This is a genomic window from Streptomyces sp. SS8 (assembly GCF_054072955.1).
The window spans coordinates 1-20,666 of the sequence record NZ_JBSVCZ010000005.1; the positions used below are offsets into that span (position 1 = coordinate 1).

At 72.6% G+C, this 20,666-nt stretch carries 17 protein-coding genes and 1 pseudogene; 13 read left to right on the forward strand and 5 right to left on the reverse strand.

Annotation, left to right across the window (positions count from 1 at the left end; genetic code table 11):
- The 9 genes from ftsW to ACW69E_RS06590 all read left to right on the forward strand — a co-directional run.
- The coding region (gene ftsW, locus ACW69E_RS06550) for a putative lipid II flippase FtsW (RefSeq protein WP_457497232.1) at positions 1 to 1,325 on the forward strand (1,325 nt) is incomplete at its 5' end.
- A 6-nt stretch (positions 1,326 to 1,331) separates the two neighbouring features.
- Entirely contained in the window at positions 1,332 to 2,426 is a 1,095-nt protein-coding gene (gene murG / locus ACW69E_RS06555) for an undecaprenyldiphospho-muramoylpentapeptide beta-N-acetylglucosaminyltransferase (RefSeq protein ID WP_457497233.1), read from the forward strand.
- A 32-nt stretch (positions 2,427 to 2,458) separates the two neighbouring features.
- Entirely contained in the window at positions 2,459 to 3,349 is an 891-nt protein-coding gene (locus tag ACW69E_RS06560) for a cell division protein FtsQ/DivIB (RefSeq protein ID WP_457497234.1), read from the forward strand.
- 276 nt (positions 3,350 to 3,625) lie between these two features.
- Positions 3,626 to 4,885 carry a cell division protein FtsZ gene (gene ftsZ, locus ACW69E_RS06565; RefSeq protein WP_457497235.1) on the forward strand — a complete coding sequence of 420 codons (1,260 nt, stop codon included), beginning with the start codon at positions 3,626 to 3,628 and terminating at the stop codon, positions 4,883 to 4,885.
- Positions 4,886 to 4,896: 11 nt separating this feature from the next.
- Positions 4,897 to 5,670: a peptidoglycan editing factor PgeF gene (pgeF, locus tag ACW69E_RS06570; protein WP_457497236.1), complete on the forward strand. Its 774-nt coding sequence runs from the start codon at positions 4,897 to 4,899 to the stop codon at positions 5,668 to 5,670.
- A complete protein-coding gene (locus tag ACW69E_RS06575; protein ID WP_457497237.1) occupies positions 5,667 to 6,398 on the forward strand; it encodes a YggS family pyridoxal phosphate-dependent enzyme in 732 nt (243 codons plus the stop codon). Before pgeF ends, ACW69E_RS06575 begins: the two co-directional genes overlap by 4 nt.
- A 216-nt stretch (positions 6,399 to 6,614) precedes the next feature.
- A complete protein-coding gene (locus ACW69E_RS06580; RefSeq protein ID WP_457497238.1) occupies positions 6,615 to 7,259 on the forward strand; it encodes a cell division protein SepF in 645 nt (214 codons plus the stop codon).
- A gap of 67 nt (positions 7,260 to 7,326) precedes the next feature.
- The gene (locus ACW69E_RS06585; RefSeq protein WP_093655225.1) at positions 7,327 to 7,611 is read left to right on the forward strand and encodes a YggT family protein; all 285 of its coding nucleotides are present in this window, start codon (positions 7,327 to 7,329) and stop codon (positions 7,609 to 7,611) included.
- 48 nt (positions 7,612 to 7,659) lie between these two features.
- Positions 7,660 to 8,778 (forward strand): DivIVA domain-containing protein, encoded by a 1,119-nt coding sequence (locus ACW69E_RS06590; RefSeq protein WP_457497239.1) that lies wholly within the window; start codon positions 7,660 to 7,662, stop codon positions 8,776 to 8,778.
- A gap of 200 nt (positions 8,779 to 8,978) precedes the next feature.
- On the opposite strand, the gene ileS is transcribed toward ACW69E_RS06590, so the two are convergent.
- Entirely contained in the window at positions 8,979 to 12,128 is a 3,150-nt protein-coding gene (ileS, locus tag ACW69E_RS06595) for an isoleucine--tRNA ligase (RefSeq protein ID WP_457497240.1), read from the reverse strand.
- 444 nt (positions 12,129 to 12,572) lie between these two features.
- Here ileS and ACW69E_RS06600 point away from each other — a divergent pair.
- The 3 genes and pseudogenes from ACW69E_RS06600 (at position 12,573) to ACW69E_RS06610 (ending at position 15,110) form a co-directional block, all read left to right on the forward strand.
- A pseudogene (locus tag ACW69E_RS06600) lies at positions 12,573 to 13,383 on the forward strand (TraR/DksA family transcriptional regulator).
- Positions 13,384 to 13,438: 55 nt separating this feature from the next.
- A complete protein-coding gene (gene lspA / locus ACW69E_RS06605) occupies positions 13,439 to 14,059 on the forward strand; it encodes a signal peptidase II (RefSeq protein ID WP_457497241.1) in 621 nt (206 codons plus the stop codon).
- A gap of 109 nt (positions 14,060 to 14,168) precedes the next feature.
- Positions 14,169 to 15,110, forward strand: coding sequence for an RluA family pseudouridine synthase (locus ACW69E_RS06610; protein ID WP_457497242.1), 942 nt, complete (start codon positions 14,169 to 14,171; stop codon positions 15,108 to 15,110).
- A 57-nt stretch (positions 15,111 to 15,167) separates the two neighbouring features.
- Here the strand turns inward: ACW69E_RS06610 and ACW69E_RS06615 are convergent, their stop codons facing one another.
- The gene (locus ACW69E_RS06615) at positions 15,168 to 16,298 is read right to left on the reverse strand and encodes a mechanosensitive ion channel family protein (protein ID WP_457497243.1); all 1,131 of its coding nucleotides are present in this window, start codon (positions 16,296 to 16,298) and stop codon (positions 15,168 to 15,170) included.
- 141 nt (positions 16,299 to 16,439) lie between these two features.
- Between ACW69E_RS06615 and ACW69E_RS06620 the strand changes: the two genes are divergently transcribed.
- Positions 16,440 to 17,048 carry a dienelactone hydrolase family protein gene (locus tag ACW69E_RS06620; RefSeq protein WP_457497244.1) on the forward strand — a complete coding sequence of 203 codons (609 nt, stop codon included), beginning with the start codon at positions 16,440 to 16,442 and terminating at the stop codon, positions 17,046 to 17,048.
- A 65-nt stretch (positions 17,049 to 17,113) separates the two neighbouring features.
- On the opposite strand, the gene ACW69E_RS06625 is transcribed toward ACW69E_RS06620, so the two are convergent.
- From ACW69E_RS06625 to ACW69E_RS06635, 3 genes are all read right to left on the reverse strand, one after another.
- Entirely contained in the window at positions 17,114 to 18,772 is a 1,659-nt protein-coding gene (locus ACW69E_RS06625) for an alkaline phosphatase D family protein (RefSeq protein WP_457497245.1), read from the reverse strand.
- 197 nt (positions 18,773 to 18,969) lie between these two features.
- Positions 18,970 to 19,761, reverse strand: a complete 792-nt coding sequence (locus ACW69E_RS06630) for a thioredoxin domain-containing protein (RefSeq protein WP_457497246.1) — start codon at positions 19,759 to 19,761, stop codon at positions 18,970 to 18,972.
- A gap of 49 nt (positions 19,762 to 19,810) precedes the next feature.
- Positions 19,811 to 20,503 (reverse strand): hypothetical protein, encoded by a 693-nt coding sequence (locus tag ACW69E_RS06635; protein WP_457497247.1) that lies wholly within the window; start codon positions 20,501 to 20,503, stop codon positions 19,811 to 19,813.
- Between the last annotated feature and the right edge of the window lie 163 nt (positions 20,504 to 20,666).

Genomic DNA, 20,666 nt, shown 5'->3' on the forward strand with positions numbered 1-20,666 from the left:
CGCCCGGCGGCGGGCGGGGTACGCCCCGCAGCGCCCCCGGGCGCCCCGCCCGCGGCCCGCGCCGCGCCGTCGACGGGGCGCGCGGGCTTTACCTGCGGGCGAAGCGCGCCTGGGACCGGCCGCTGACCGCCTACTACCTGATCCTCGGCGGCAGCCTGATGCTCCTGGGCCTCGGCCTGGTGATGGTCTTCTCGGCCTCGCAGATCGAGGCGCTGGGCTCCGGGCTGCCCTCCGCCTACTACTTCCGCAAACAGCTGCTGGCCGCCGCTTTGGGCGGCGTCCTGCTGCTGGCCGCCGCCCGGATGCCGGTGGCCCTCCAGCGCGGGCTGGCGTACCCGCTGCTGGCCGTCTCCGTCTTCCTGCTCTGCCTGGTCCAGGTGCCGGGGATCGGGCAGGAGGTCAAGGGCAACCAGAACTGGATCCAGCTCGGCGGCCCCTTCCAGTTCCAGCCCAGCGAGTTCGCCAAGCTCGCCCTGGTGCTGTGGGGGGCGGACCTGCTGGCGCGCAAGGGCGACAGACGGCTGCTGAACCAGTGGAAGCACATGCTGGTGCCGCTCGTCCCCGTGGCCTTCCTGCTGCTCGGCCTGATCATGCTGGGCCGGGACATGGGCACCTCGCTCATCCTCGCCGCGATCCTCGTCGGACTGCTCTGGCTGGCCGGTGCGCCGCTGCGGCTGTTCGCCGGGGTGCTCGCCGTCGCCGGGGTGCTGGGCACCCTCCTGATCGCGACCAGCGGCAACCGGATGGCCCGGTTCGCCTGCCTGGGCGCCACCGACCCCGGTCCGAACGACCAGTGCTGGCAGGCCGTCCACGGCATCTACGCCCTGGCGTCGGGCGGATGGTTCGGCACGGGACTGGGCGACAGCATGGAGAAATGGGGACAACTGCCCGAACCCCACACCGACTTCATCTTCGCCGTGACCGGGGAGGAACTCGGCCTGGCGGGGACGCTGCCGGTGCTCGCCCTTTTCGCCGCTCTAGGCTATGCGGGTATCCGCGTGGCCGGACGCACGGAGGACCCCTTCGTCAGGTACGCCGCGGGAGGCGTGACCACCTGGGTCACGGCCCAGGCCGTGGTCAACATCGGTGCGGTGCTCGGTCTGCTGCCGATCGCCGGTGTCCCGCTCCCGCTGTTCTCCTACGGAGGTTCCGCCCTGCTGCCGACGATGTTCGCCGTCGGGCTGCTGATCTCCGCCGCGAGATCGGAACCCGCCGCGAAGGCGGCACTGGCCATGCGGCAGCCTGCTGTGAGAAAGAAGCTGGCTGGGGTGAGACGGAAGACGATGGGACGGAGTGCCGCACGGCGCCCGTCCGGAGAGCGGTGAAATTCGGTGCATGTCGTACTCGCCGGTGGGGGGACCGCCGGCCACATCGAGCCCGCGCTCGCCCTCGCGGACGCCCTGCGCAGGCAGGACCCGACCGTGGGGATCACGGCACTCGGCACGGAGCGCGGACTCGAGACCCGGCTCGTCCCGGAGAGGGGCTACGACCTGGAGCTGATCCCGGCCGTGCCCCTGCCGCGCAAACCCACTCCCGAGCTGATCACCGTGCCGGGGAGGCTGCGCGGCACCATCAAGGCCGCGGAGCAGATCCTGGAGCGGACCAAGGCCGACTGCGTGGTCGGCTTCGGTGGCTACGTGGCGCTGCCCGGTTACCTCGCGGCCAAGCGGCTCGGGGTGCCGATCGTCATCCACGAGGCCAACGCCCGCCCGGGCCTGGCCAACAAGATCGGCTCCCGCTACACCGACCACGTGGCCGTCTCCACCCCGGACAGCAAGCTGCGCAACGCCCGCTACGTCGGCATCCCGCTGCGCCGCTCCATCGCCACCCTGGACCGGGCGGCGATGCGCGCCGAGGGGCGGGCCGCCTTCGGCCTCGACCCCGGCCTGCCCACCCTGCTGGTCACCGGCGGCTCCCAGGGCGCCCGGCGGCTCAACGAGGTCGTCCAGGCCATCGCCCCGAACCTCCAGCGCTCCGGCGTCCAGATCCTGCACGCGGTCGGCCCGAAGAACGAGCTGCCGCAGGTGGACAACATGCCCGGGATGCCCCCCTACGTCCCGGTGCCGTACCTGGACCGCATGGACCTGGCGTACGCCGCGGCCGACATGATGCTCTGCCGCGCGGGCGCGATGACGGTCGCCGAACTGTCCGCCGTCGGGCTGCCCGCCGCCTACGTCCCGCTGCCGATCGGCAACGGCGAACAGCGGCTGAACGCCCAGCCGGTGGTCAAGGCGGGCGGCGGGCTCCTCGTCGACGACGCCGAGCTGTCGCCGGAGTGGATCCAGGCCAACGTCCTGCCGGTGCTCACCGACCCGCACCGGCTGTACGACATGTCGCGGGCCGCCGCCGAGTTCGGGCGCCGGGACGCCGACGAACTGCTGGTCGGCATGGTGTACGAGGCGATCGCGGCACACCGCCGGGGCTGAGGCCGCAGGCGGGGCGCGGGAGAGCAGGGAGCGTGGCCGGACGGACGGCGGCCGCCGGGCGAGGCGGCCGCGACCAGCGTGACCCCCACGGGCCGGGAGCGGGGCCGCCCCCGGCCCCGCCGGCCCTCCGGTGGCCCGGGCGTCCGCGCGCGCCCCGTCTTCCGGAGGGCCGCGGACGCCGCCGTCTGCTGCTCGCACTCGCCGTCGGTCCGGCGCTGCTGATCGGCGCTCTCGCCCTGTGGCTGCTCTACGGCTCCGCGTGGCTGCGGGTGGAGGGCGTCACGGTCGCCGGTGAGGAGGCCCTGACGGAGCGGCAGATCCTCGACGCCGCCGACATCCCCATCGGAGACCCCCTGGTCTCGGTCGACCCCGGCGAGGTGGAGCGGCGGCTGCTGGAGGCGCTGCCGCGGATCGACTCCGTGGAGGCGGCCCGTTCCTGGCCGCACGGTGTGGAGCTGACGGTCAGGGAGAGAAAAGCCGTGGTCGTGATGGTGCAGGACGCGCGAAACGGGGAAGGCGGGGGGGACGAGGACGGCACGAGGGGGCGGCGCTATGCCGAGGTGGACGACGAGGGGGTGCTGTTCGGCACGGTCGCCGAACGGCCCGCGGGCGTCCCCCTCCTCACGCTGGACCTCGCCGGATCCCCCGGCGGGCACCGCTTCGGGCCCGAGAGGATGCGCCAGGAGGCGGTCGGGGTCGCCGCGGCCCTCCCCGAGCGGGTGCGCCGCGACACCCGGACCATCCGGGTCCGCTCCTACGACTCCATCACCCTGGAGATGAGCGGCGGGCGCACGGTGGTGTGGGGGAGCGGCGAGGACAGCGACGCGAAGGCCAGATCACTCACCCTGCTGATGAAAGCCGCCGACGGCGCGGAGAGATTCGACGTGAGTGTTCCCGGCACACCCGCGGCGTCGGGGAGTTGACGTACGTGTGTGCAGGCCAGCACCCTGGTTGGCTACCGCGCTGCCTGATCACATAGGGTGAGAGGAAAAACGGGAGGTTCGGCGTGTTCATTGAACGCGAACCACTTGTCGACCTAGTGTCCGTTCCAAAGAATCCGAGGAACGACAGGCATTGGTAACCCTAAACTTGAACGTTAGGGTTCGGGTCGGCGTCCGGACCGTCCCACTCGGCATAGGTCGGCGCACCGCAACCATCGTGGAGCGGCGACACGTAACTCGAGGCGAGAGGCCTTCGACGTGGCAGCACCGCAGAACTACCTCGCAGTCATCAAGGTCGTCGGTATCGGCGGCGGCGGCGTCAACGCCATCAACCGGATGATCGAGGTCGGTCTCAAGGGCGTCGAGTTCATCGCGATCAACACCGACGCACAGGCCCTGCTGATGAGCGACGCCGACGTCAAGCTCGACGTCGGCCGCGAGCTCACCCGCGGCCTCGGCGCCGGCGCCAACCCCGATGTCGGCCGCAAGGCAGCCGAGGACCACCGGGAGGAGATCGAGGAGGTCCTCAAGGGGGCCGACATGGTCTTCGTCACCGCCGGCGAGGGCGGCGGCACCGGCACCGGCGGCGCGCCCGTCGTCGCGAACATCGCACGTTCTCTGGGCGCCCTCACCATCGGCGTCGTCACCCGCCCGTTCACCTTCGAGGGCCGCCGCCGGGCCAACCAGGCCGAGGACGGCATCGCGGCCCTGCGCGACGAGGTCGACACCCTCATCGTCATCCCCAACGACCGGCTGCTGTCCATCTCGGACCGCCAGGTGAGCGTGCTCGACGCGTTCAAGTCCGCGGACCAGGTGCTGCTGTCGGGTGTCCAGGGCATCACCGACCTCATCACCACCCCCGGCCTGATCAACCTGGACTTCGCGGACGTCAAGTCCGTGATGTCCGAGGCCGGCTCGGCACTCATGGGCATCGGCTCGGCACGCGGCGACGACCGCGCGGTGGCCGCCGCCGAGATGGCGATCTCCTCGCCGCTGCTGGAGGCGTCCATCGACGGCGCCCGCGGTGTACTGCTGTCCATCTCCGGCGGCTCCGACCTCGGTCTGTTCGAGATCAACGAGGCCGCCCAGCTGGTGAGCGAGGCCGCGCACCCCGAGGCGAACATCATCTTCGGCGCGGTCATCGACGACGCCCTCGGCGACGAGGTCCGCGTCACCGTCATCGCGGCGGGCTTCGACGGCGGGCAGCCGCCGGCCAAGAACCGCGACAAGGTGCTCGGTTCGTACGCCGGAGGCAAGGAGGAGGCGCCGGCCGCTCCGCGCCCGGCGGCCTCCGAGCCCGACCGCCCGTCCTTCGGCGGGCTCGGCTCGGTCACCCCGCGCGAGGAGGAGCCGTCCCCGGCCGTCCCGCTGGCCGACTCCCCGTCCGCCTACGGCGCGGGCCCCTCCTCGCCGCTGTCCGGCGAGAGCGGCACGCCCGCGGCCCCGCAGGTTCCCCCGGCCCGTCCCTACCAGGACGGTTCGGCCGAGGAACTCGACGTGCCCGACTTCCTCAAGTAGGCACCACGAGCGTGATAGCACAGCACGACATCGTCAGCGGCGCGCACTTCGCCACCACCGACAGGTGGGGCGGGGTGAGCGCCGCTCCGTATGACGAACTCAACCTCGGCGGCGCGGTCGGGGACGACCCCGGCGCGGTGAGGGCCAACAGGGAACTGGCGGCGGGGGCGCTCGGCCTCGATCCGGCCGCGGTGGTCTGGATGAACCAGGTGCACGGGCGCGACGCGGCCGTCGTCACCGGGCCGTGGCGCGGCGGCGACGCGCCGTGCGTGGACGCGGTCGTGACCGCCCGCCGGGGCCTGGCCCTGGCCGTGCTGACCGCCGACTGCGTCCCCGTGCTCCTCGCCGACCCCGTGGCAGGGGTGGTGGGAGCCGCGCACGCCGGGCGGCCCGGGCTGGTGGCCGGGGTCGTCCCGGCGGTGGTCGAGGCGATGGGCTCCCTGGGCGCGGACCCGGCCCGCACGGCCGTCCGTATCGGCCCCTCGGTGTGCGGGGGCTGCTACGAGGTGCCGGAGCGGATGCGCGAGGAGGTCGCGGCCGTGGTGCCCGAGGCGTACGCCACCACGAGGCGGGGCACCGCGGCGGTCGACGTCGCGGCCGGGGTACGTGCCCAACTGGCCCGGCTCGGAGTGCCGAAGCCGCCGGCGCAGCCGGTCTGCACGATGGAGTCCCCGCACCACTACTCGTACCGCCGGGAGAGGACCACCGGACGGCTGGCCGGCTACGTATGGCTGGAGGCTCCCGCCGGCGGAGCGGGAGAGGCCGACGGGGAGGCCGTCGCGTGACCGACCACAGCGCCGGCCGCAGGGCCGAACTGGCCGCGAACCTCGCCCGGGTGGAGGAGCGCATCACCCGCGCTTGTGTCACCGCGGGGCGCGCGCGGCAGGACGTGACCCTGATCGTCGTCACCAAGACCCGCCCCGCCGACGATGTGCGGCTGCTGGCCGGGCTCGGGGTGCGGCACGTGGCGGAGAACCGGGACCAGGAGGCGGCGCCCAAGGCCGAGGCCTGCGCGGACCTCCCCCTCACCTGGCACTTCGTGGGGCAGTTGCAGACCAACAAGGTCCGGTCGGTCGCCCGCTACGCCGACTTCGTGCACTCGGTCGACCGGCCCCGGCTGGTCGGCGCGCTCTCCTCGGCGGCCGAGCGCGAGGGCAGGCGGATCGGCTGCCTGCTGCAGGTCGCGCTCGACCGGGAGGCGGGCGCGGCCGGGGGACGCGGCGGCGTGGCGCCGCAGGAGGTGGGGGAGTTGGCCGACGAGGTGGCCGCGGCCCCCGGCCTGTGGCTCGCGGGTGTGATGACGGTCGCACCCCTGTCCGGACCGTACGCCGGGAGACCGGAAGCCGCCTTCGAGCGGCTGGGGGAGATCTCGGCCGCCCTGCGGGCGGACCATCCCGGCGCGGACATGGTCTCGGCGGGGATGAGCGGGGACCTGGAGGAGGCGGTGGCCGCCGGGGCGACACATGTGCGTATCGGCAGTGCGGTACTCGGAGTACGACCCGGGCTCCGGTAACGTCGCCAAGCAGGTCGGACCACAGCAGAAAATATGGTCATTCCCGCCAAGTGTGGATGACCGCGTGAGCTCATGGGCACCGGTGACGGAGTCTTGGGTTCGGGGGCCTCCCCGCCGGAGGCACCGGAGGCAGAATGGGGTCTCCCCGCCGCAGGCGGGAGACGGGGCCTCCCCGCCGATGGCAGGGGAACCACCACAGAGCGGAGGACGCAGAGAATGGCCGGCGCGATGCGCAAGATGGCGGTCTACCTCGGCCTCGTGGAGGACGATGGGTACGACGGCCCGGGGTTCGACCCCGACGACGAGTTCGAGCCCGAGCCGGATCCCGACAGGGATCGGCGGCACCAGACGCACCAGCCCGCGGCGGCTCCCGCGGCGAAGCCCGACGGGGAGCAGGAGCCCGAGGAGCCGGTGCGGGTCGTCCACCCCCCTGCCCACCGGGAGCGGGAGCAGGTGTCCGCGCTCGCTTCCGAAAACGGACGGCACGGGAGGATTGCCCCCGTGTCATCCATCACACCCGAACGCCAGAGCCTGGAGAAGAACGCACCGGTGATCATGCCCAAGGTCGTGTCCGAGAGGGAGCCCTACCGGATCACCACACTGCACCCCCGGACGTACAACGAAGCCCGTACCATCGGGGAACACTTCCGGGAGGGCACTCCGGTGATCATGAATCTGACCGAGATGGACGACACGGACGCGAAGCGTCTGGTCGACTTCGCGGCGGGGCTGGTGTTCGGTCTCCACGGGAGTATCGAGCGGGTGACACAGAAGGTCTTCCTCCTGTCTCCTGCTAACGTCGATGTCACGGCGGAGGACAAGGCCCGCATCGCAGAGGGCGGGTTCTTCAACCAGAGCTGAGAGTCAGTGCAACCGGACGGGCCGGCCGACGGGCCGGACGCGACCAAAGGGGAGAGGGAAGCGCACGATGGGCGTCGTACAGCAGGTGGTCCTCATTGTGCTGCAGGTCTTCCTGGTCGTGCTGATCTTCCGCCTGGTGATGGACTACGTCTTCATGTTCGCCCGCTCATGGCAGCCCGGCAAGGCGATGGTGGTCGTCCTGGAGGCCACCTACACTGTCACTGATCCGCCACTCAAGCTGCTGCGGAGGTTCATACCGCCGCTGCGCTTCGGGGGCGTGGCGCTCGACCTGTCCTTCTTCGTACTGATGATCATCGTCTACATCCTGATCAGTGTCGTGGCCAGGCTGTGAGCGATACGGTCTTGCCGATATGCCGATGACTTACGTTGAGGTGAAGAGATGCCGCTGACCCCCGAGGACGTGCGGAACAAGCAGTTCACAACCGTCCGCCTGCGAGAGGGCTACGACGAGGACGAGGTCGATGCCTTCCTCGACGAGGTCGAGGCCGAACTGACGCGCCTGCTCCGGGAGAACGAGGATCTGCGCGCCAAGCTGGCCGCCGCGACGCGGGCCGCCGCGCAGAACCAGCAGCAGGGCATGCGCAAACCCGAGCCCCAGCAGCAGCAGGAACGGCCGGGTCCCGTCCCCGCCGCCATATCGGGACCGCAGCCGGTCCCGCCGGGGCAGATGGGCGGTCCGCCCCAGCTGCCCGGCGGTGCGCCGCAGCTGCCGGCAGGTCCCGGCGGGCACGGCCCGCAGGGCGGTCCCATGGGCCCCGGCCCGATGGGACCCGGCGGTCCGGGTGGCCCCGGTGGTCCCGGACCGATGGGCGGCCACGGTGGTCCCGGCGGCCCGGGCATGCACCAGCAGGGCCAGGGGCCGGGCGGTGACAGCGCGGCCCGTGTGCTGTCGCTGGCACAGCAGACCGCGGACCAGGCGATCGCGGAGGCCCGTTCGGAGGCCAACAAGATCGTCGGCGAGGCGCGCAGCCGCGCCGAGGGCCTGGAGCGGGACGCCCGCGCCAAGGCCGACGCGCTGGAGCGGGACGCACAGGAGAAGCACCGCGTCGCGATGGGCTCGCTGGAGTCCGCCCGCGCCACGCTGGAGCGCAAGGTCGAGGATCTGCGCGGCTTCGAGCGCGAGTACCGCACCCGCCTGAAGTCGTACCTGGAGAGCCAGCTGCGCCAGCTGGAGAACCAGGCCGACGACTCCCTGGCCCCGCCGCGCACCCCGGCCACGGCCTCGCTGCCGCCGTCCCCCTCGATGGCATCGGCGGGCGCACCGGGCGGCGGCGCCATGAGCGGCCACCAGTCCATGGGCGGCGGCCAGTCGATGGGCGGCCCGGGCGGCGGTCACGGCGGTCACAACCAGGGCGGCGGTCAGACCTACGGCGGGCAGCAGCAGATGTCCCCGGCGATGACCCAGCCGATGGCCCCCGTACGGCCGCAGGGCCCGCAGCCGATGCAGCAGGCGCCCTCGCCGATGCGCGGCTTCCTCATCGACGAGGACGACAACTGACGCAGCCGCCGCGGGCGGCGGGCGAACAGGATCGGCATATCGCACAGGGCCGGGCCCGGGATCTTCGATCCCGGGCCCGGCCCTGTTGTGTCTCCGGCTCCTCAGGGCCGGCCCCTTCCGGCCGGTCCGGCAGGAGCCGGACCGGCACGCCGGTGCCCCGGGCCGGTGGACGGGCCGGGGCACCGGTGACGGCCGGGCGGCTACACGCGGCGCAGCCGGAAGACCAGGGACAGCGACTCGTCCTCGAACGACTCGCCGAAGGAGTCGTCTCCCGCACCCTCCGCGTAGTCCGTCGCCAGGACCTCGTCCGCGATCAGGGCCTGGTGCTCGGCCAGGGCGCGGGCGACCTCCTCGTCGTCCGACCGCCACCGCAGGGCGATCCGGTCGGCGACGTCCAGGCCGCTGTTCTTGCGGGCCTCCTGGATCAGCCGGATCGCGTCACGGGCGAGCCCGGCCCGCCGCAGCTCCGGGGTGATCTCCAGGTCCAGGGCGACCGTGGCGCCGGTGTCGGAGGCCACCGACCAGCCCTCGCGCGGGGTCTCGGTGATGATGACCTCCTCCGGGGAGAGGGCGATGGTCTCGCCGTCGACCTCCACCGCCGCCGTACCGGCGCGCAGCGCCGCCGACAGGGCCGCCGCGTCCGCCTCGGCGATGGCCTTGGCGACCGGCTGGGTGCGCTTGCCGAACCGCCGGCCCAGCGCCCGGAAGTTGGCCTTGGCGGTGGTGTCCACCAGGGAGCCGCCGACCTCGGACAGGGAGGCGAGCGAGGTGACGTTCAGCTCCTCGGCGATCTGCTCGCGCAGATCGTCGCTGAGCAGCTCGAAGCCCTGCGCCGCCAGCAGCGCGCGGGACAGCGGCTGCCGGGTCTTGACGCCCGACTCCGCACGTGTGGCCCGGCCCAGTTCCACCAGCCGCCGCACCAGCAGCATGTCGCGGGACAGGTCCGGGTCGACGGCGGACAGATCGGCCTCGGGCCAGTCGGCCAGGTGCACGGAGTCCGGCGCGCCGGGGGTGACGGGGACGACCAGGTCCTGCCAGACCCGCTCGGTGATGAACGGCACCAGCGGGGCCATCAGCCGGGTGACGGTCTCCAGCACGTCGTGCAGGGTGCGCAGCGCCGCCGCGTCGCCCTGCCAGAAGCGGCGCCGGGAGCGGCGCACGTACCAGTTGGACAGATCGTCCACGAAGGTGGACAGCAGTTTGCCGGTGCGCTGGGTGTCGTAGGCCTCCATGGCCTGGGTGCACTGGTCGACCAGGGCGTGCAGTTCGCTCAGCAGCCAGCGGTCCAGCAGCGGGCGGTCGGCGGGGGCCGGGTCGGAACCAGAGGGCGCCCAGCCGGAGGTGCGGGCGTACAGGGCCTGGAAGGCGACGGTGTTCCAGTAGGTCAGCAGGGTCTTGCGGACGACCTCCTGGATCGTGCCGTGCCCCACGCGCCGCGCGCTCCACGGGGAGCCGCCCGCGGCCATGAACCAGCGCACCGCGTCCGCGCCGTGCCGGTCCATCAGCGGGATGGGCTCCAGGATGTTGCCCAGGTGCTTGGACATCTTCCGGCCGTCCTCGGCGAGGATGTGGCCCAGGCAGACCACGTTCTCGTAGGAGGAGCGGTCGAAGACGAGCGTGCCGACCGCCATCAGCGTGTAGAACCAGCCGCGGGTCTGGTCGATGGCCTCGGAGATGAACTGCGCCGGGTAGCGCTTCTCGAAGACGTCCTTGTTGCGGTACGGGTAGCCCCACTGGGCGAAGGGCATCGAGCCCGAGTCGTACCAGGCGTCGATGACCTCCGGGACGCGGACGGCCGTCAGCGAGCAGCCCTCGGCGGTGCAGCCGAAGACGACGTCGTCGATGTACGGGCGGTGCGGGTCCAGGCCGGACTGGTCGGTGCCGGTCAGCTCCGACAGCTCCGCCAGCGAGCCGACGCAGGTGAGGTGGCCCTCCTCGCAGCGCCAGACGGGCAGCGGGGTGCCCCAGTAGCGGTTGCGGGACAGGGCCCAGTCGATGTTGTTGTCCAGCCAGTCGCCGTAGCGGCCGTGCTTGACCGACTCCGGGAACCAGTTGGTCCGCTCGTTCTCCCGCAGCAGCTCGTCCTTGATCGCGGTGGTGCGGATGTACCAGGACGGCTGGGCGTAGTAGAGCAGCGCGGTGTGGCAGCGCCAGCAGTGCGGGTAGCTGTGCTCGTAGGGCAGATGGCGGAAGAGCAGGCCGCGGGCGTCGAGGTCGGCGACCAGCGCTTCGTCGGCCTTCTTGAAGAACTGCCCGCCCACCAGCTCCAGGCCCTCCTCGAAGGTGCCGTCGGGCCGGACGGGGTTGACCACCGGAAGCCCGTAGGCCCGGCAGGTGAGCAGGTCGTCCTCACCGAAGGCGGGGGACTGGTGGACCAGACCGGTACCGTCCTCGGTGGTGACGTACTCGGCGTTCAGGACGAAGTGGGCGCCCTCGATCTCCACCAGGTCGAACGGGCGGCGGTAGGCCCAGCGCTCCATCTCGCGGCCGGTGAAGGTCTGCCCGGTCGCGCTCCAGCCTTCTCCGAGGGCCTTGGCCAGCAGCGGCTCGGCCACCACCAGCTTCTCGGTGCCGTCGGTGGCCACCGTGTAGGTGACGTCGGGGTGGGCGGCCACGGCGGTGTTGGACACCAGCGTCCAGGGTGTGGTCGTCCACACCAGCAGCGAGGCCTCGCCGGCCAGCGGGCCGGAGGTCAGCGGGAAGCGGACGTAGACCGAGGGGTCCACGACGGTCTCGTAGCCCTGCGCCAGCTCGTGGTCGGACAGGCCGGTGCCGCAGCGCGGGCACCAGGGCGCCACGCGGTGGTCCTGGACGAGCAGGCCCTTGCCGAAGATCTCCTTCAGCGACCACCACACGGACTCGATGTAGTCCGGGTCCATCGTCCGGTAGGCGTCGTCCATGTCGACCCAGTAGCCCATCCGGGTCGTCAGCTCGGCGAACGCGTCGGTGTGCCGGGTCACCGACTCGCGGCACTTGGCGTTGAACTCCGCGATGCCGTAGGCCTCGATGTCCTGCTTGCCGTTGAAGCCCAGCTCCTTCTCCACCGCCAGCTCCACGGGCAGGCCGTGGCAGTCCCAGCCGGCCTTGCGCGCCACGTGGTAGCCGCGCATGGTGCGGAAGCGGGGGAAGACGTCCTTGAAGACGCGGGCCTCGATGTGGTGGGCGCCGGGCATGCCGTTCGCGGTCGGCGGTCCCTCGTAGAACACCCACTCGGGGCGGCCCTCGGACTGCTCCAGGCTGCGGGCGAAGACCTTGTTCTCGCGCCAGAAGTCCAGCACGGCGCGCTCCAGGGCGGGCAGGTCGACCTGGGCGGGCACCGGACGGTACCGGGGCGGGGGCTGCGGGCTCATGGTGAGCTTCCTCCAACGGACGTGGTGACTTCCGCCGGAGGGACGAGACCGCCGCCAGTCGGCGCCGGTACCCGCGGTACCACCCTCCTTGGCGCCGGACGCGTACGCGGGTACATGTCCGCCGCCCTCTCATTGGTGCGGCGATGCCGGTTCTACTCACCGTCCGTCGCACCGCGTGCCGTGGCCGCACGTGCGCGGGGGTTTTCTTCCGGCGGCTCCGGGGTGATCTTCACGCCGCGCTCGCCCCCGGGCTCACACCGTCCCCGGGTCGCTCGTGGCCGCACACGGACGCTACTCGTCCCCTTCGACGCCTCTCGCTCAGCCCAAGTGTAAGGGTGCCTCCCAACGGGGGCCGACCGGTTTTCCGCCCGCGGTGCAGGGCAGAACGCTTCGCGAGGGTGCGGCGCCGCGCCCCGGGAAGCGGGAGCGGCCCGGCGTGCCCTGTTGCCGCACGGTCGGTGCCGATTTATCGTTCCGGTCACGATTCATGCACAAGATCACAATATGTGAAGGAGTCGCGGCCATGGTGGCGAGGGAGTCCGCAGCGAGGAGGACGCGAGCCGCGCGGAAGCCCGCCGGGGGGAAGCCGGCCGAGAGTCCCGGGAGCACCGAGGACCCCGGGGCCGTCGCGGGCGCCGGGGAGACCACGGGCGCCGGGGACGCCGCGGAAGCGGGGAAGAAGCACTCCGGAGGGAAGTCCGCCGCGAAGAGGGCGGCGGCGAGCACGGGCGCCGCAGGGGCGACCGGCAGGAAGACAGGAGCCGAGACGGTGGTTGCCAAGAAGTCCACGACGGGAGCGCGGGCCGCCGGGCACGCCGCCCCGGTCCCCCCGGCTCGTACGGCCGCGGCCACCGCCGCCCCCGACGAGCTGGTCGTACGGCCCGGAGAGGAGCCCTGGACCGAGCAGGAGGTGGAGGAGGCGCGTGCGGGGCTGTCCTCGGAGTCCGAGCGGCTGCGTGTGGAGATCCACGCCGCGGAGGAGGCCCTCAACGGCCTGATGCGGGACTCGGCCGACGGAGCCGGGGACGACCAGGCCGACACGGGGACGAAGAACATCACGCGCGAGCACGAGATGGCCCTGGCGGAGAACGCCCGCGAGGTGCTCCACCAGACCGAGCGCGCCCTGGACCGCCTGGAGGCCGGGACGTACGGCGTCTGCGAGAACTGCGGCAAGCCCATCGGCAAGGCGCGGATGCAGGCGTTCCCCCGGGCCACGCTCTGCGTCGAGTGCAAGCAGCGGCAGGAACGCCGCTGACCACCGCCGGCCGCCGCCGCCCGCCGCCGCCCGGGCGTGACGTACCCTGCATCACGTGACAGAGGTGGAACGGTCCGGCGAGCAGCCGGGCGAGGCGCAGACCGAGACCGAGACCGTGGACACAGCCGCCGGCCGGGGTGCGACCGAGGCCGGCGGCGGGTCCGGGAGCGACGGCGGGCCGGCCCCCCGCGGACGGCGGCGGACGGTGGAGCTCGCCATCGTGGCGGCCGTCGCCTACGCCCTGGACCTGGTCACCAAGATCCTCGTGGTCGAGAAACTGGAGGGCCACGACCCGATCGAGGTGATCGGCACCTGGCTGCGGTTCCAGGCCGTGCGCAACCCGGGCGCGGCCTTCGGCATCGGCGAGGCCCTCACCATCGTCTTCACCGTCATCGCGGCGGCCGTGATCGTGGTGATCGCGCGGATCGCCCGCAAGCTCTACAGCACACCCTGGGCCATCGCCCTCGGACTGCTGCTGGGCGGGGCCCTGGGCAATCTCACCGACCGGGTCTTCCGCTCGCCCGGGGTCTTCCAGGGGCATGTGGTGGACTTCATCGCGCCCGCCCACTTCGCCGTCTTCAACCTGGCCGACTCGGCGATCGTCTGCGGCGGAGTGCTGATCGTGCTGCTGTCCTTCCGGGGCCTGGACCCCGACGGGACCGTTCACAAGGACTGACCGGCCCTTCCCCGGCCGTCCCCTTTCGGCCCGCGGGGAGAGGTCCCACCGGATGCGTGCCCCCGCCCGCCGGGCGGGGGCACCGCCGGCTTCCGGCATACTCGACCGGGTGAGCCAGCTTCCCGAGATCCGCACCCTGCCCGTACCCGACGGCCTGGAGGGCGAGCGCATAGACGCGGCCCTGGCCAGGATGTTCGGCTTCTCCCGTACGAAGGCGGCCGAGCTGGCCGCCACGGGGAAGGTCCGGCTCGACGGCGGTGAGGTCGGCAAGTCCGAGCGGGTGCGCGGCGGGGCCTGGATCGAGGTCGAGATGCCCGCGCCGCCCGCCCCGGTCCAGGTGGTTGCCGAGCCCGTGGAGGGCATGGAGATCGTGCACGACGACGACGACATCGTGGTCGTCGCCAAGCCGATCGGCGTGGCCGCCCATCCCAGCCCCGGCTGGAGCGGCCCCACCGTGATCGGGGGGCTGGCCGCCGCCGGCTTCCGCGTCTCGACCTCGGGCGCGGCCGAGCGGCAGGGCATCGTGCACCGGCTGGACGTGGGCACCTCCGGTCTGATGGTGGTCGCCAAGTCCGAGCGCGCCTACACCCTGCTCAAGCAGCAGTTCCGCGAGCGCACGGTCGACAAGCGCTACCACGCGCTCGTCCAGGGCCACCCCGACCCGCTCAGCGGCACGATCGACGCCCCCATCGGGCGACACCCCGTCCACGACTACAAGTGGGCCGTCACCGCCGACGGCAAGCCGTCGGTCACCCACTACGACCTCATCGAGGCGTTCCGGGCCGCCAGCCTGCTCGACATCAAGCTGGAGACCGGCCGCACCCACCAGATCCGCGTCCACATGGCCGCCCACCGGCACCCGTGCGTCGGCGACACCACCTACGGAGCCGATCCGACGCTGGCCAGGCGCCTGGGGCTGACCCGGCAGTGGCTGCACGCGGTACGGCTGGGCTTCGAGCACCCGGCGGACGGCCGCTGGACGGAGTTCTCCAGCGACTACCCCGACGACCTGCAGACCGCGCTGGACAGGATCCGGGCCGAGAGCCAGTAGGGGCGCGTACACCGCGGCCCCGCGGGCGTGCCGGGCCGGCCGCTTCGAGGCGTCCTCTCAGCCGGGCTTGCGCGCGTCCGGTATCCCCGGCCGTCCGCCGTTCGCCCGGCTGTCCACACCCGCCTCCCCATGCTCCGGCCCCCGCTCGGAGGCCGGGGCCGGGGCCGCCTGCGCGGTGGTGACGCGGGGCAGGGCGTAGGGGTGCTCCCGGTGGAGCCAGGTGATCAGCCCCTCGCGGACCTGGCAGCGCAGCGTCCAGATGTCGTCGGGGGTGCGCGCCGTCATCGTCGCGCGGACCTCGACCGTGGTGGGCGTGGAGTCGGTCACCACCAGGCCGTGACTGCGGCCGTCCCAGGCGTCGCTGGCGCGCACGATCTCCTCGGTCTTCCGCCGGATCTCGGCGATGGGCGCCGAGTGGTCCAGGTGGAGGTAGACGGTGCCGGTCATCTGCGGGTTGCCGCGGGTCCAGTTCTCGAAGGGCTTGCTGGTGAAGTAGGACACCGGCATGGTGATCCTGCGCTCGTCCCAGGTGAGGACCACCAGATAGGAGGTGGTGATCTCCTCCACCGTCCCCCACTCGCCGTCCACGATCACCGTGTCGCCGATGCGCACCATGTCGCCGAAGGCGATCTGCAGGCCGGCGAAGAGGTTGCCCAGCGTGGACTGGGCGGCGATACCGGCGACGATGCCCAGCACACCGGCGGAGGCCAGCATGGAGGCGCCCAGCTTCTCCATCGCGGGGAACTGCAGCAGCATCGCCGCGCCGGCGATCACGGTGACCACCGCCGTGGCCAGCCGCTTGATCAGCGTCAGCTGGGTGCGCACCCGCCGCACCCGCGCCGCGTCGTGGGCGATCCCGGCGTACCGGGAGTAGGCCGTCTCCACCACGGCGGTCAGCACCCGCAGCATCAGCCACGCGGTGGCGCCGATCAGTATCAGGTTCAGCCACAGGTCGACGGCCTTCTGGTGGTCCCTGGCCAGGTGCGTCTCGTCCGAGAAGGCGTTGAGCAGACCGACGAGGACCACCGCCTGGAGCGGGACCCGGCCGCTGCGCAGCAGGCCCCACAGCGGGGTCTCCGGATGCCGGGCGTCCATGCGCCGCAGCGCGCGGTCCACTGCCCAGCCGACGGCGAACGCCAAGGCGATGGCGCCGCCGAAGACGATCAGCGGTCGCAGCATGTTCTCCATGGTGGTGTGAACTCCTCGGCAAGACTCCTGGGGACGGAAAAAGGACCCCACCGACCGTACCTGGCACCATGGGAGGACTCCGCCTCCCGGCGCGGCGCCGTGACGTGGATCATGAGGCTGACCTGCTAAGGAAGTGACACCGTGCCCACCGTTGTGATGTTCCACTCCGCCTACGGGCCGCGCCCCGCCGTCGAGGAGGCGGCCGTCAGGCTCAGGGAGGCCGGGCACGAGGTCCACACCCCCGACCTGTACGGCGGGCGGACGGCCCGGACGGTCGAGGAGGGCATGGCGATCAAGGACGAGATCGGCCGCGACGAGCTGCTGAGGAGGGCCGTCGCCGCCACCGCCGCGCTCTCAGGGCGCGGGGTGGTGTACGCCGGGTTCTCCCTGGGCGGGGCGATCGCCCAGAACCTCGCGCTCGCCGACACCCGCGCCCGCGGGCTGCTGCTCCTGCACGGCACCTCCGACATCCCCGAGGACGCGGCCGTCGACGACCTGCCCGTCCAGCTCCACGTGGCCGACCCCGACCCGTTCGAGCCGCACGACTGGCTGAACGCCTGGTACCTGCGGATGCGGCGGGCGGGCGCGGACGTCGAGGTGCACCGCTACCCCGGGGCCGGGCACCTGTTCACCGACTCCGGCCTGCCGGACCACGACGAGGAGGCGGCCGAGCGGACCTGGCGGACCGCGCTCGGCTTCCTGGCGGAGCTGGCGGAACCGGAGGAGCCGGCGGAGTCGGCGGACCGCTGAGCCCCGTGGGACGCCGGAGCGTGTGGGGGAGGCCCGGGGGCGGGCCTCCCCCACACGAGGAGCCCTCAGCGCACGGGGTCCTCCGCGCGCTCCACCCGCTGCGTGCCCGAGCGGGTCCGGTAGGAGCGCACATGGACGGCGGACGCCCGCGGGTCGGTCTTGTCCGACAGCGCGTAGTAGTCCATCTGGGTCCGCTCGGCGTCCACGTCGAGGACGCCGTAGCCGTGCGAGTCCATGTCGAGCCACTTGGTGTGCCGGTTGGCGGCGCGTATGGCGGTCTCCGCGACGGAGGAGACGGTGTGCGGCGGCACCCTCAGGATGTCGTCGATGTTGTCGGAGGTGACGGAGGTGACCACGAACTCCGTGGCCACCGGGCGCTGGAGCGGATAGGTCGCGGCCCGCACCGGCACGTCGTTGGCGAAGGCCATGTGGATGTCGCCGGTGAGGAAGACGGTGTTGCCGATGCCCCGGTCGCGCAGGTGCGTCAGCAGCTCGCGGCGGTCGTCGGTGTAGCCGTCCCACTGGTCGACGTTGACGGCCAGCCCCTCGCGGGGCACGCCGAGCAGCTCGGCCAGCGGCCCGAGCAGGTACGCGGGCACGGAGCCGAAGGCCATCGGGGAGATCATCACCGAGGTGCCCACCAGATGCCACCGGGCACCGGAGGAGGCCAGGGAGGACTTCAGCCAGTCCAGCTGCGCGCGGCCGGTGATGGTGCGGTCGGGGTCGTCCACCTGGCCGCTGCCGATGCCCGCCTGGCGGTCGCGGAAGGAGCGCAGGTCGAGCAGGTGGAGGTCGGCGAGGTCGCCGAAGCGCAGCCGCCGGTAGACGGTGCCCTCGACGGAGGGGCGGACCGGCATCCACTCGAAGTACGCCCGGCGCGCGGCTGAGGCGCGCGCCTCCCACTCGCCCTCCGCGCCGGGGGTGTGGTTCTCCGCGCCGCCGGACCAGGCGTCGTTGGCGATCTCGTGGTCGTCCCAGATCGCGATCACCGGATGCGCGGCGTGCAGCGCCCGGAGGTCGGCGTCGCTCTTGTAGTGGGCGTGGCGCTGCCGGTAGTCGGCCAGCGTGACCGTCTCGTGGACGGGGCGCATCTCGCGGACGACCCCGTCCTTGAGCGGGTACTCGCCCTTGCCGTACTCGTAGATGTAGTCGCCCAGGTGGAGGACGGCGTCCAGGTCGGCACGGGCGGCGAGGTGGCGGTAGGCGGAGAAGAAGCCGCTCTCGTAGTGGGAGCAGGAGACCACCCCGAAGCGGACGCGGTCCGCGGCCGTGCCGTCGGCGGGAGCGGTGCGGGTGCGGCCGGCGGGGGAGAGGACACCCCCGGCCGAGAAGCGGTAGTGGTACCCGGTGGCCGGGCGCAGCCCGCGCACATCGGCCTTGACGGTGTGGTCGGCCTCCGCGGTGGCGGTGGTGCGGCCGGAGGCGACGACGCGGGTGAAGGCGCGGTCCTCGGCGACCTCCCAGCCGACCTCCACGGGCGCGCCCACCCCGGAGCCGGGCGTCGCGTCGGGGGAGGGGGTGACACGGGTCCACAGCAGGACGCCGTCGGGCAGCGGGTCGCCGGAGGCGACGCCGTGGGCGAAGGCCGGGCCGTCCGCGGCCCGGGCGCGCTGCGGGGTGCTCAGCGGCAGCAGCGCGGCGCCGGCGGCGGTCGCGGCGGTGGCCGCGACGACCGTGCGCCGCGTGGGGGCGGGGGTGTGGGATGCGGTGTGGGTGTCGGTCACGGCCGCAGATGCTACGGGCCGGTAGAGCTACGGAACAGGGCACCGGAGAGAGTTCGCCAACCGGTCGAACGGCGTTGTCCTGAAAGCGATGTGAGCCGCGCCCGACCGCACCGCACCGGGACGCACCGCACCGCCGCACCGCCCCACCGGACGGGACCGGCGGCACCGGGAGGGGTGCCACCGGGCCGCCGGCCGGCTCACTTGACGCCGAGCTTCTCCAGTTCGGCGGGCAGAGTGCTGACCTCGACGTCCTTGCCGTCGATCCGGACGGTCGGGGTGCCCTGGACGCCGGCCTCGTTGAAGCTGTCGATCATCTCGAGCGCCCACTTGTCGTAGGTGCCCTTCTCGACGGCCGTCTCGAACTCCTTGTTGTCCTTGAGCGCGTCGACGTTCTCGGCGACCTCAAGCAGGTACTCGTTGTCGGCGAACTTGTCCTCGCTCTCCGGCGGGTGGTGCTCGGCCGAGTACAGCAGGGAGTGGTACTCGCTGAAGGCCTCGGTGCTCACGTCCAGCGCGGCGCCCAGGGCGCTGGTGGCGTTCTTGGAGCCGTCGCCGCCGAAGTTGCCGTCGATGATGCTGCCGAGGTGGATCTGCAGCTTGTACTTGCCGTCCTCGGCGCCCTTCTTGACCGTCTCGCCCAGGGCCTGCTCGAAGTTGGCGCAGGCGGGGCAGCGCATGTCCTCGTAGACGTCGATCGTCTTCTTGGCGTCCTTGTCGCCGATGAGGACGATCGTGCCGTTCTTCCCGGCGGCGTTGGCCGGCTTCACCAGCTTCTTGTCCGCCGCATCGGCCCAGGACTTGTCACTGCCGCCGTCGTCCATGTTGGCGACGGCGAAGCCGATGCCGCCCGCGACCGCGAGGATCGCCAGCACCGAGCCGCCGACGACCGCCTGGCGGCGCAGCTTGTCCTTCCTGGCCTGCTTCTCCCGCTCGGCCCGCAGCCGCTCGCGGGCGGCGCGCTTGGCTTCCTGGCTGTTGCGCTTGCTCATGGGGGTGTGTTCTCCGTGTCCGGTTCGTGACGGGTGGGGACGGTGGTGCTCAGGCGGCGAGGGCCGCGGAGCACGGAGGTCCGCGCCGTACGACGGAGTGGGTCAGCAGGGGGAGTGCGTGGCGCGCGCGGGCGCGGCGGGCGGGGTGCGGCACCCGGCCGGGGGTCTCGCCGGCCGCGCTGCGGACGCCCACGGCCAGCAGCAGCGGCCGGAAGACGGCCGCGGCGGCGGCGCGCAGCAGCCGGGCGAGCGCCGCGTCGCCCCGGTGCAGCCACGCGGCCGCCGTCAGGCCGACGGCCACATGCGCGGCCAGCAGCAGCCACGGGGCGGCCGGATGGGCGGCCACGGGCAGCGGGGACGCGTCGGAGGCGGTCATCCGCGCCAGCGGCGTGCCGAAGTCGCCCCCCGCGCACAGCAGGTCCAGCCCGACCGCCCGCAGTGGTCCGGCCACCGGACCGCCGGCCTGCCCGTAGCAGGCGTGCTGGCCGGTGGTGAAGACGGTGTCGGCGGCCAGCTCCAGCGGGACCAGCAGCGTGGCGATCGCCCTGAAGCCCCGCTCGCGCCCGGCGAAGGCGAAGGCGATCACGAACACCACCGCGCCGACCGCCAGGAGCGGCGGATACGGCAGGGGGCCGGCCGAGAGCAGCACATGGGCGCCCGCGGACAGCACGAGGCACACCGCGGTGAAGACCGCGGCGCGCACCGCCCGGATGCCTGTGTCGGTGAAGCCGGTCCCGCTCATCGCAGCCGAGTGTGCCACGGGCTCCGCTAAGAAGTGTCTAAAGGTCGTGGGCCGGGTGAGGATCGCAACACGACCGATGCCCGCGGCCGCAGCCGCGGGCGGTGTGACCTGTGGGGCGGCGGAGGTTCCGCGGCGGGGGCGCACGGGGTCCCGTGAGGGCTCG